The organism is Enterococcus sp. DIV0840 (assembly GCF_050527835.1).
GTDB classification, from domain to species: Bacteria; Bacillota; Bacilli; order Lactobacillales; family Enterococcaceae; genus Enterococcus_L; species Enterococcus_L ureasiticus.
This window is the reverse complement of the sequence record NZ_CP172876.1, coordinates 3,267,844-3,280,041: the sequence shown is the minus strand read 5'-3', so window position 1 is coordinate 3,280,041 and position 12,198 is coordinate 3,267,844. Positions and strand designations below refer to the sequence as shown.

Annotated in this window: 11 protein-coding genes and 1 pseudogene; 9 read left to right on the top strand and 3 right to left on the bottom strand. The window is 37.0% G+C overall.

Annotated elements, in window-relative coordinates; genetic code table 11:
* Positions 1-16 precede the first annotated feature (16 nt).
* From IGL98_RS15720 to IGL98_RS15705, 4 genes are read left to right on the top strand one after another with little or no spacing between them, the layout of a single operon-like run.
* Positions 17-1,249: a metallophosphoesterase family protein gene (locus tag IGL98_RS15720; RefSeq protein WP_206912950.1), complete on the top strand. Its 1,233-nt coding sequence runs from the start codon at positions 17-19 to the stop codon at positions 1,247-1,249.
* The gene (locus IGL98_RS15715) at positions 1,246-3,942 is read left to right on the top strand and encodes an ATP-binding protein (protein ID WP_206912948.1); all 2,697 of its coding nucleotides are present in this window, start codon (positions 1,246-1,248) and stop codon (positions 3,940-3,942) included. The genes IGL98_RS15720 and IGL98_RS15715 overlap by 4 nt, the downstream gene beginning before the upstream one ends.
* Before the next feature lie 2 nt (positions 3,943-3,944).
* Positions 3,945-4,889 (top strand): 3'-5' exoribonuclease YhaM family protein, encoded by a 945-nt coding sequence (locus IGL98_RS15710; protein WP_206845980.1) that lies wholly within the window; start codon positions 3,945-3,947, stop codon positions 4,887-4,889.
* Between the two features lie 22 nt (positions 4,890-4,911).
* Entirely contained in the window at positions 4,912-5,373 is a 462-nt protein-coding gene (locus IGL98_RS15705; protein ID WP_206845978.1) for an ASCH domain-containing protein, read from the top strand.
* A gap of 43 nt (positions 5,374-5,416) precedes the next feature.
* Here IGL98_RS15705 and IGL98_RS15700 read toward each other — a convergent pair whose 3' ends face one another.
* The 3 genes and pseudogenes from IGL98_RS15700 to IGL98_RS15690 form a co-directional block, all read right to left on the bottom strand.
* Positions 5,417-6,463, bottom strand: a complete 1,047-nt coding sequence (locus tag IGL98_RS15700) for a peptidylprolyl isomerase (RefSeq protein WP_206845976.1) — start codon at positions 6,461-6,463, stop codon at positions 5,417-5,419.
* 299 nt (positions 6,464-6,762) lie between these two features.
* The gene (locus tag IGL98_RS15695) at positions 6,763-7,104 is read right to left on the bottom strand and encodes a YtxH domain-containing protein (protein ID WP_206845974.1); all 342 of its coding nucleotides are present in this window, start codon (positions 7,102-7,104) and stop codon (positions 6,763-6,765) included.
* Positions 7,104-7,547, bottom strand: a pseudogene (locus tag IGL98_RS15690) (HIT family protein); the annotation flags it as partial. The gene IGL98_RS15695 and the pseudogene IGL98_RS15690, both read right to left, overlap by 1 nt.
* Before the next feature lie 120 nt (positions 7,548-7,667).
* Here IGL98_RS15690 and IGL98_RS15685 point away from each other — a divergent pair.
* The 5 genes from IGL98_RS15685 (at position 7,668) to trmB (ending at position 12,142) form a co-directional block, all read left to right on the top strand.
* Entirely contained in the window at positions 7,668-8,405 is a 738-nt protein-coding gene (locus IGL98_RS15685; RefSeq protein WP_206912946.1) for an ABC transporter ATP-binding protein, read from the top strand.
* A 1-nt stretch (position 8,406) separates the two neighbouring features.
* Positions 8,407-9,624, top strand: a complete 1,218-nt coding sequence (locus IGL98_RS15680) for an ABC transporter permease (RefSeq protein ID WP_206912945.1) — start codon at positions 8,407-8,409, stop codon at positions 9,622-9,624.
* Between the two features lie 2 nt (positions 9,625-9,626).
* Entirely contained in the window at positions 9,627-10,490 is an 864-nt protein-coding gene (gene dat, locus IGL98_RS15675) for a D-amino-acid transaminase (RefSeq protein WP_206912943.1), read from the top strand.
* A gap of 110 nt (positions 10,491-10,600) precedes the next feature.
* Entirely contained in the window at positions 10,601-11,380 is a 780-nt protein-coding gene (locus IGL98_RS15670) for a phosphotransferase family protein (protein WP_206845968.1), read from the top strand.
* Between the two features lie 114 nt (positions 11,381-11,494).
* Entirely contained in the window at positions 11,495-12,142 is a 648-nt protein-coding gene (trmB, locus tag IGL98_RS15665; protein ID WP_206845966.1) for a tRNA (guanosine(46)-N7)-methyltransferase TrmB, read from the top strand.
* The last annotated feature ends 56 nt before the right edge of the window (positions 12,143-12,198 follow it).

Sequence of the window (12,198 nt, the reverse complement as noted above, 5' to 3'; positions counted from 1 at the left end):
CGAATAGGAGGATCTAATGAAAGTATTGCATACGGCAGATTTACATCTGGATCGGTCTTTTGAAGGCCTCAAAAATAGTCCGAAACAAATCGTTGAAAAACTACAGCAAGCCAATCAAAAAGTTGTCACAGCGATTGTTGATATAGCACTAAAAAATCAGGTAGATGTAGTTATTTTTGCAGGAGATACCTTCCACCAAAGTCGGACATCGATCAAAACGCAAGCATATTTTATCGACGAAATGAAGCGTTTAGATCAAGCTGGAATTCCTGTGATCATGACATTTGGTAACCATGATTATTATCTAGCCGAGCGCTATTGGTTTGATTTTCCTGAAAATATGTTTCTTTTTCAGAAAGAACAAGTTGAAACGCATTATTTTATGACGAAGAATCAAGAAAAAGTAGCAGTCACAGGTTTTAGTTATGAGCATCCTTGGATCAATGAGGATAAACTGTCAGATTTTCCAACAAAAGATCAGGCGGCGGACTTACATATTGGAATTTATCATGGAGATACGACGAATAATGGTCAGCAGAATTATGCACCATTTTCGTTCAGCCAGATGAAAAACAAAGGCTATGATTATTGGGCATTAGGGCATATTCATCAGCCGCAAGTAGTGAGTGCATCGCCTTTGATCGTATACCCAGGAACGCCGCAAGGGCATACGAAAAAAGAACGGACGGTTCAAGGTGTGGCGATCGTTTCGATAGAATCAGGGCATGCGACAGTTCGATTTGAACCAGTAGCTCAAATTAATTGGCAAGTGGAGAAGTATTCATTGCGCCAAGCGTTAAGTCTACAAGAAGCATTAACTATTCTTACAGGGCATCTTTTAGACGGTGAAGCAAATGAAAGACAAGTGGTTTTAAAGGAGATACAGTTAACTGATACACAACATCTGGGTGAAGAATTTCGCCTATCCTATGAAAACGGTGAATTACTTCAATATTTGCAAACAACCATATTGCAACAATCGAATCAATCGCTGTTTCTATTCCAAGTAGAGGTGTTGAACGATAGTCTTGACAAGAAAGTGATGATTACCGCTGCACCAGAATTATTAAATCAATTAGAAAAAAACTATTTGCAATCAGATATATTTTTGAATACCTTGCAGGAACTTGTTCAAAATCCATTATTTTCTTCAGTTGTACAGATCAATGAAGAGTGGCGTGAGCGCAGTGTTGAACAGGCAGATCAAAAGATCAAAGAAGATTTTGTCATTCAGGAGGATCAATCATGAAACTCATTGCAATAGAACTTGTTGGATTTGGCAAATGGCAGCAACACAAAATTGAATTTTTACCAAAAAACCAATTATTATTTGGCGCAAATGAAGCGGGTAAATCAACGATTTATCAATTTATTCAAGCAATGCTTTTTGGTTTTCCAGCCAAAGGTAAACGGAAAAAAGATTATCAGCCGAAAAATGGTGCAGCCTATGGGGGACGTTTGTGGTTTGCACATCCAGTTTATGGAGAAGTGCAGGTAGAACGTTTCAAAGGTCAAAATAAAGGACGAGCGAAAGTTTATTTTAATGATCAAATTGGGGATGAAGCGCTGTTGGAAAAGATGATCCATCCACTAACCAAAGAGCTATTTCAGTCAGTATTCACTTTCCAGCAGGAACAACTTAGCCAGTTAGAAAAATTAAACGAAGAAGAATTGCAAACCTCTCTGCTTTCTTTGGGGTTATCGGGGAGTCAACAGCTATTATTAAGCAGAGAAGACTATTTTAAAAGCGCTCAGACCATTTACAAAGGCAAAGGAAGTCAGCCGCCATTAAATCAAAAATTAAACGCATATCAAAGCTTACAACAGCGTATCAACGAAAAAGAACAACAAGAACGTCCTTTCCAACAATTAGTTGTAGAATTAACAGACACGGAGAGTTTGATTGCAGAAAAACGCCAAACAGCGCAAGAAATCAAGAATCAGCTGGCACTCGTAGAAAAACAAGTGATGAACTTACCTTTATATGAAGAGCTGCAATCTATCGAACAATCAAAAACGACTGCAGTGATACAGCCAGAAGAGCAAGAGACCTTACTTTCTATTTACCAACAGCACCGTTTTTTGAGCGAAGAACTGACGCGTTTAAATCAAAGTATTGCAGCCCAAAGTGAGACAGAAGATCAAACAGATGACTATCAGTTTTATTTAAAAGAAGAAGAGCACATCAAACAATTACTCAATCAACGGTATGATATCGACAAGTTACTTTCTGAAATTAGCTGGATGACCCAATCTTTAGAGCAAAATCAACAAGAAATGTTTCCTTTAGAAAAAAAATGGGGCTGGAATTCCGAGACGCCACCGCAACTGTCTTTTGAAGAGCAAGCGGTCAACGAGATGAGAGATGAGATCGTTTCTCGGACGGTCAAATTGCAAACGACTCAGACTGATTTGCAGTTATTAGAAGAAGAAATAGCGACTCGGGAAGAAAATTTAAGTACCTTTGAAACGATTAATAAAGAAATGTTTCGGAAAAACCATCGGCAAACGAAAAAAACAGTCAATTTGGTTTTTTGCGGATTTGCAGGAATCATTCTATTACTGAGTTTCTTTTTACCGGTACCGATTCGGTATGGAACCTTCGTTTTAAGTGCAGGATTCTTGGTTGCAGCTTTATTACCGCTATTTTATCAACCAAAAGACACCTATGAAAATGAAAAACGGCAATGGCAGGAAAAGTTATCTCAATTGGATTACTTGAATGACCAATTATTAAAAATAAAGGCAGAAATCAAAAAAATCCATGAAGAAGAAAATGAAATGGCACGTTTTATTGCCCAAAAAGTGAAGGAAAACCATTTAGGACGCATGGATCAAGTCGAATTTTGGCTGACTCATCGTTCAGATATTACCCGCTATTTGATTTTACTTAATACGAATCAAGAGCTTGAGCATCAACTGAAAGAAGATCAAAAACGTGTGACTAAATTAGCTGAACAGACTGAACGTTATACAGCAAGGTTGCCGATCGCTGGAACGACCTTAGCTCAAAGAATCCGTGTGATCAGTAGTTTTGCTGACAAAATGGAGAAAGTTCGTTTTGCACAAGAATATCAGGCGGATGCTTACTCACGTCAGACGATTCGTGAAGTCAAAGAAAAGCAGCAACAAGTGATTGATCAAGCCAGACCACTGTTGCAACGGTTTCAGATGAACTCTATCAATGAGATACCAGATAAGGTCCAAAGTTATCAAGAAGGTAAAGCTAAGCACAAACGAAAACAGGAACTACAAACAATGTTAGTAGGTTTATACCCTGAATCAAGTGATCCAAAACAACTGCCATCTAAACAAAAAGAACTATCCCAAGCGCTCAATGAGATAGAAGAGAGTATCCAACAATTGCAGGAAAAAGAACAAAAAATCCTTTACCAACGTCAACAAATGTTGTCAGATGGTACACTAGATGAGCTTTATCAAGAACAGGCTGAGCTGAAAACAGAGATCGAAGAACTTGCTTTAGAGTGGTCAGCTCATCAATTAGCGGGTCAATTGTTGATGGATCTCTTAACAGAACTATCAGAAAAACAATTGCCTAATTTATTGAAAAAAGCGACGGATTATTTTAAACTTTTGACTCAAAACACGTATCGAGGAATCCAGTTACATGAAGACCAATTGATCGTTATTCGTGAAGATCAGCAGCGTTTTATGCTGCATGAGCTATCAACAGGGACAAGAGATCAAGTCATCATGGCAGTTCGTTTTGCTTTTCTTTATTTACAAGAGCAACGTAGTTTATGCCCAATCATAATTGATGACGGCTGGCTTCATTACGATAGTCAAAGAAAAGAGCAATTAGCACAACTATTTGCCGTTTTTTCTGAACATCAACAAGTGATTTGTTTTTCTTCTGACCAAGAAATGGTAAGCTATTATAAAGAGTTAAAACAACCGATTATTGAACTAGAAGGAGCATAAGTATGAAAAAAATCCGTGAGTTAACTGTAGATGAAACGTTTGAATTATTTCTTTTGATCAAAAATGCTGATGTACGCATGGCAAAAAATGGTAAAAAATTTATTGCATTTACTTTTCAAGATACATCAGGCACGATCGATGGGAAATATTGGGATGCTTCAGAAGAAGAAATTAGCCGGTATACAGCTGGAAATGTTATTCTTTTAAATGGAAAAAGGGAAGTATATCAAGGAAATCCTCAAGTGAAAATTATTCATATGCGTGTTGCACGACCAGATGAACCTAGTCAGCCAAACTTGTATATGGAACGGGCGCCATTGAAACGAGAAGATATGGTTGAAGAAATCAATCAAACGGTGTTTGAAATCACGAATGCGCATTGGCAACGGATCGTTCGTTATTTATTAACACAATACCAAAAAGAATTTTTTGATTATCCAGCGGCGAAAAGAAACCATCATGCATTTGCAAATGGCTTAGCGTATCATACGGTTTCTATGCTTCGTTTAGGGAAAGCCATCTGTAAAGAATACAATGAACTGAATGCAGCATTACTTTATTCAGGAATTATTTTACACGATTTAGGGAAAGTCAAAGAACTGTCAGGTGCCATGACCACTGAATATACACTTTCAGGAAATCTGATTGGGCATTTAGTTCTTGTAGATGAAGAAATCACAAAGGCTTGTATTGCGTTGAAAATCGATGAGAATGATGAAGATGTGATCGTTTTACGCCATATGGTTCTAGCACATCACGGCTTATTAGAATATGGATCACCTGTTAGACCACGCATCATGGAAGCGGAAGTGTTGCATCAAATCGACAATATCGATGCGTCGATCCAAATGATGTTAGGCTCAGTTCGTCAAACAGAACCAGGACAATATACTGATCGTATCTTTGGGTTAGATAATCGTAGTTTTTATGTACCGAAAGATATTTAAGTGAACTAGGTAGGAGATAAAAATGAATCAATCAGTGATCGATTTATGGACACAATTTCAAAATCAACATGGGATCATGCATGATGAATATGAGGCTTGGGCCTTTGGGAATTCACCAGAGATGGCGGATGAATTGCTAGTTCATGTTATTAAAGGAGAAAAGACTGGTACGTCTTCGTTACATCTTTTATATGAATTAGGTTTAGAAGAGGAGAAATTGCCAGAAGTTGGAAATTATAGTGTACTTTTGGATGGCAATGACCAAGCACAAGCGATTATTTGTACAAAAGTAGTTGACATTATTCCCTATTCTCAAACCTCTGAAGTTCATGGTTATCTCGAAGGAGAAGGGGATCGGACATTAAAGTATTGGCGTAGTGTTCACCAACCTTTTTTTGAGCAAGAGTTAGAGGCGTATGGGCTTACTTTTTCTGAGGATATGTTGATTGTATATGAGCTTTTTGAATTAGTTTTTCAAAAATAATGCACAAAAAAAGAGATGATATTCATCTCTTTTTTTGTTGTGCTTATTTAGAAGACTCTTCAGTCTTGCTTGATGATTCTTCTGTTTTACTAGATGAATCTTTAGATTTTTCAGAGTCACTTGATTTAGATTCTTTTTCTTTAGAAGATTTTTCTTCTTTCTTAGAAGAATCGCTTGATTTAGCTGAATCTTTTGTTTCAACTAAGCCAGCCAATACATCTTTGAAGGCGTCATCTTTGATTTTAACATTTGCTTCAGTTAAAACTTCTGATGTCACTTTTTGAGTGAAGGCTTGGTCACTTTGTTTTGTTGTTTCAGCAATTTTCTTCAACTCTTTTTTGTAAGGAGTCATGTCGTTGCCTTTTTCTTTATTTTTCACCATTTTTACAATAGTGAATGTTGATTGGTAACCAGTTGCATCAGTTGCTTGAATCGGTTCAGAAACTTCACCGTCTTTTAATTTGAATGCAGCTTCTTTTACTGCTGGAGCAACTGTTTCTGTCTGAGAGTCAAATTTCACTTTGCCACCATCTTTTTTGGTAGCTGTATCAGTTGATTTTTCTTTAGCGATTTTTGCAAAGTCGCCGCCATCATCTAATTGTTTTTTGATTTCTTTTGCTTCGTCTTCAGTAGCAACTTGAATCATTTGTGCTTCTACTTCTGGGTGGAATGATTCCCAAGCAGTTTTTAAATCTTCATCTGTAATTTTGATGTGGGCTTTGATTCCAGCTTGATAAGCTAAGCTTTGTTTGATTTGTTCTTTATAGCTTTTCTCTGTAAGACCAGCTTGTTTCAATTGATCAGTAAAGTTTCCGCCTTGAGCTTCAATTGATTTTTTAGATTCATCAAATTTAGCTTGAACATCTTTGTCTGAAACATCTTTGCCGTATTTTTGATCAAATACTTTAAAAACGATCATTTGTTGAACGAGTTGTTGGCTTTGTTGACTTGATTTAGTTTGGTTGTAAAAATCGTCAACAGTGATTGTTCCACCCTTCATTGTTGCGATGTCTTGTGAACCGCCTGAACAAGCAGCTAATGCAAAAATACTGAATACGCCTGCTGCAGCTAAGATTAGTTTTTTCTTCATTTTCGTAAGCACTCCTAAGTTTGTTTTATTTTTTATTATGTAGAAATTAATTCTCACGGTTATAACTATACCACACTATGTTTGATAAAAGAAATACGTAATCAATAGTTTCAAAGAATTTTCGAATTTAGGACACAATTTCATCTATAAAAACGGAGGGTTTTAAGAAATTTAGTCTAAATTACGAGTTTGATTGATGAATTAAACGAGATAATGAAGTTGAAAAACGTAATTAATTGAATTAAAACAGAAAAAAGAGGATAAAATGCAATAAAATAGTATTTTATCCTCAAAAATCATTAGTCTTCTGAAGGCATCTCAGGTAATTCAGAGTGGATTTTTTCAACTTGTTCTTGGATTTGATCTAAACGTGGTTCTGCTTGAAACATGAAATTTTCAACGTCTTGGTTGATGCCATCAATAAAAGGCTCAATATACATATCAGCAGCAGCTTGCAATGCTTGTGCTGATTCTTTAAACTGATCTAATTTTTCAGTAAAATCCTCTTTTAAATCAGACCAATCTTCTAGTTCATCGACAAATTTTTGACGAGTGGCTTTACCACTTCTTGGAGCAAAAAGTAAACCGCTAGCCGCACCGACGACTGCGCCAAATAAAATTCCTTTAGAAAATTTTCCCATTATTGTTCCACCTGCTTCATGATTTTTTCAGCTATTTCCTGCATTTCTTCAGGAGAATAGCTTCCCTGATTATTTCCAAAATGAATAGAGAAGTCATCTGTTTTCCCATAACGTGGGATTAGATGGATATGAGAGTGGAAAACAGATTGGTAGGCTAATTCTTTATTATTATTGATAATATTTAATCCTTGCATCTGCGGAAATGCTTTTTCTAACGCTCTTGCTACTTTAGGAACACGCGCGAAGACTTCGCCTGCAAGTGCAGGTTCGTACTCAAAAATATCCGTTACATGTTCTTTAGGAACAAGTAGTGTATGGCCTTTTGTCACTTGAGTAATGTCTAAAAAGGCATAAACCTTGTCGTCTTCATAAACTTTATAGCTTGGAATTTCTTGATTGATAATTTTACAAAAAATACAATCTGTCATGGTTTCCCTTCTTTCTTTTTGTTGTTTCTTTTACTTTACCATACCTTGAAATTTATTTGGGAGGAAAAGTTCATGAAACCTTCAAAAAGTTCGTGGTATAATAGATTCATGATAAAATAAGTTGGAGGAAATAAAATGAGTTTAGTAATCGAACATTTAACAGGAGGCTACGGCCATGTTCCTGTATTAAAAGATATTAATTTTGAAGTGAAATCAGGCGAAATGGTTGGTTTAATCGGTTTGAACGGTGCTGGTAAAAGTACGACGATCAAAAACGTAATCGGATTATTAACGCCGCAAAAAGGTAAAATCTCGATTGATGGCGAGACGTTAAAACAGCAGCCGGAAAGTTATCGAAAAAAAATCGGTTATATTCCAGAAACGCCTTCTTTATATGAAGAGTTAACCTTGCGAGAACATATTGAAATTACAGCGATGGCGTATGATATCCCAATTGAAGAAGCATTTAAGCGCGCAGATACGCTATTAAAAACATTCCGTCTAGAAAATAAATTAGACTGGTTTCCTGCTAATTTTTCAAAAGGAATGAAACAAAAAGTGATGGTTTTATGTGCCTTTTTGATCGAGCCGAGTTTATATATCATTGATGAACCCTTTTTGGGTCTGGATCCCTTGGCAATTCATGCATTACTAGAATTAATGGATGAAATGCGTAATCAAGGAGCGGCAATCTTGATGTCGACGCATATTTTAGCTACAGCCGAGCGATACTGTGATCGTTTTGTCGTTTTACATGATGGAGAAGTTCGGGCCGTGGGTTCAATGGAAGAGCTGCGTGAAGAGTTTAGTTTACCAGGTTCTTCTTTGGATGATATTTATATCGCATTAACAAAAGAAGAAAAGGTGGGTTAATATGTCTGGATTTTTTGGCATTCGTTTAGCGCGCCATTTGAAAAAAATGATGAAGTATATGCGTTATGTGTTTAATGACCATTTTATTTTGGTTTGTGTCTTTTTGTTAGGCGGGTTGGGTTTCTATTATTCCCAAGTGTTAAAAACATTACCAGCAAGTTTTGTTTGGGGTAGACCAATCATTTTAGTTCTTTGGCTAGCGTTGTTGCAAATTGGCCGTATTGCTACATTGGCTGAGGAGGCAGATAAGGTCTTTATTTTACCGAAAGAACCTGTTATGAATAGTTATTTAAATCGCGCTATTCGCTACTCTTTTTGGTTACCGCTAGTTGCGTTATTCTTGATGGGTGGTATGTCGATGCCTTTGGTAGTAGTCTCAACAGGCTGGGCCTTTTCAACATTTTTCTATTTTATTGTGATGTTGGGAATTTTAAAGGCGAGTCATTTGCGTTTACAAAAATATGAGCTATATCAAATTTCTTCAAAAGAGCATTATTTGTGGTTTGCATTGTGGTTCGTTACAAGTTTTGTAGCGATTGTTCTTAGTTTATATGTTGCACCTTTAGTTGGTCCTCTTGTCGCCGCGGTACAAGCAGTATTTTTCTATATAGCATTAAATAAAAAAGAACAAACTGTATCGTTAGACTGGGAAGGAATGGTTCAAAAAGAAAAAAATCGGATGCATCGAATTTATCAGTTCATTCATTTATTTACAGATGTACCGGAAATTTCCAGCAGTGTGAAACGTCGGAAATTCCTTGATCCCTTGTTGGGCAAAATCAAGAAAACAAGTCAAAACACTTACTTATATCTGTATGCTCGCAGTTTTTTAAGAGGCTCTGAGTATAGCGGTTTATTCATTCGTTTAGTATTGGTTGCTGGAGTGATCTTATTTTTCTTAAAAGAATTCTGGATCTCGATGGCTGTCTCCGTTTTGTTTGTTTACTTGATCGGCTTTCAATTGATCCCGATTTATACACAGTTTGATTATATGGTGATGACACATCTTTATCCTGTGCCAAATGGACAAAAGAAACAGGCTGTGAGTAAGCTTGTAACGGTGTTATTACTTGTAGCAGCAGTTTTGTTCAGTATCTTTGTTTTGATTGCATTACCTGATCTTAAAGAAGGGCTAATGGTTGTCGCTGCCCTGATTGTTGAAGTTTTGTTGTTTGCTAAGTTTTATGTCCCTTATCGTTTGAAGAAAATGGAGGCTTAATCATGCATATTTTGTGGAATGATCAAATCGTTGAACGTGAAGAAGTAAAAATCGATATCGAAGATCGCGGCTATCAATATGGGGACGGTTTGTATGAAGTCGTTCGAGTGTATAACGGTCACTTGTATATGGTGGAAGAACATTTAAATCGTTTATGGAGCGGTGCTGAAAAAATCAGAATGCACTTGCCTTTTACAAAAGAAGCGTTGACTGCTAATTTGAAGAGATTAGTTGATATTGAAGGAATCAAAGAAGGAAAACTTTATTTTCAAGTAACGAGAGGAATCGATTCACCAAGAAATCATGCCTTGCCAGATCCAGAAAAAGTCAAAGGAGTTTTAACGGCCAATATCAGACCGTATGAGCGTCCTGTGAAAAAAATGGAAGAAGGGATCAGCGTTGCTGTAGTTCCTGATACACGTTGGTTGCATTGCGATATCAAGTCGTTGAGTTTAATGGGCAATGTGTTGTCATTGGATGAAGCACGCCGTCAAGGTTTTGATGATGCGGTGCTTGTCCGTGATGACAAAGTAACAGAAGCATCCGCAGCGAATTTCTGGGTAGTCAAAGAGGGCACTGTTTATACCCATCCAGATGGGAATTTGATTTTACCAGGAATCACTAAAAAGAAAATTATCGAGTTAGCAGGAGAGCTGGGGATTCCAGTGAAAGAAGAAGCTGTTTATGAAGAAGAATTATTTACAGCAGATGAATGTTTTGTTTCTGGATCATTAACTGAAATCGTACCCGTTGTAAAAGTAAAGGATCATGTCATCGGAACAGGAAAACCAGGAAAAATTACTGAACAGTTGCGAAATGCTTATATTGCCAGTGTTGATGCAGTATGCAGAACACCAGAAAACTAGTTTGAATATGAAAAGAACAAGAGAGATGCTTGACGTTGAACGCTATGGAAGCTAAAATGATACTTACTGTAATTAATTATTAGAAGTTGTTAGGATAGGAGATAATTTCCATGGCATTTCAGTTGGATAAGGAATGGCGCTTGCAGCCAATAAAAGGCGCAACTGGCCAAACTTTCATGGGTATACGTGCGACTGAAAGAGTATTTATTAAACGAAATACTTCTCCTCTTTTGGCTGCATTGTCTAAAGAAGGAATTGCCCCTAAGCTAGTTTGGACGAAACGAACAGTAACAGGCGATATTTTAACAGCACAAGAATGGCTAGACGGTCAAGTACTTAAAGCCCAAGAAATCGGTCAAAGAAATGACGTTGTGGATGTACTTTATCATTTGCACCATTCACATATGCTGAAAAGCATGCTGGGGAAAATTGGCGGTCAGATCCATTCGCCTGCGATGATGCTTCAAGCATATGGCGAGAGATTGCCTCAGGAACTTCAAAATAATTCGTATCTTGCCAGAGTGTATCACTATCTGCAGGAAAATATACCAAATTATTCTATTCATAATTATATGGTCGTTCATGGCGATGTGAATCATCGTAATTGGATCGTATCGAATAATTATTTGTATTTAGTTGACTGGGATTCCGTAATGATTGCCGATCCTGCTTTAGATTTAGGCATGTTGCTTGGTCATTATGTTCCTAGGGAAAGCTGGAATAAATGGCTGTTATCTTATGGTATGAGGCCTAGTGAAGAAGCATTGACGCGAATCAAGTGGTATGCATTATTCAATTTCTTGCAAGAAATTCTCCGACACTATCAATCCGGAGAAAAAAGAGAAATGAATGCAGAGATTTTGAAGCTGAAACAAGCTTTTGGGTATTAAAGTTGTTGAGTATTTGAGTCTCACCGCTTACTTGAATAATAGAGGGCAGCACAAGACGTTGATCGTTTTGTCCTACCCTCTTAAAATTTGTTATAAAGAAAGGAAACATAAAACATGCGAATGAGAAAAAGACCAGGAGCAGCTGAACTTTTGGCTAGTCATCCTGAATTAGTCGTTGATGAACCAGCTAAGTGGCAAGGACGCTGGGCTGAACGTTTTGGGAACAATCACCCCATTCATATCGAAATCGGCTCTGGTAAGGGACAATTTGTAGTCGGAATGGCAAAAGCTAATCCAGAAATCAATTACATTGGGATCGACATGCAATTAAGCGTTCTTTCGATTGCGTTAGAAAAAGCGTTGGAAGAAGAATTGCCTAACTTGCAATTACTTCATGTCAATGGCGAAGAATTGACGCAATATTTCGGAGAAAATGAAGTGGATCAAATCTACTTGAACTTTTCTGATCCTTGGCCGAAAACCAGACATGAGAAACGTCGTTTGACGTTTAAAACTTTTTTAGCGACAGATGAAAAAATTCTAAAACCGAATGGCGAGATTCATTTTAAAACAGATAATCGTGGCTTATTTGAATATTCATTAAGTAGTTTTTCAAAATATGGTATGATTCTAGAACAAGTTTGGCTGGATTTACATGCTAGTGATTATCAAGGCAATGTTATGACGGAATACGAAGAAAAATTTTCTGCCAAAGGTCAGCCTATTTACCGTGTTGAAGCAAGGTTTCAAGCTGAAAAGTAAATACACTTTTTTTGATAGGGTTACAAATTTGATTACACTAAGATGACTACTTTTTG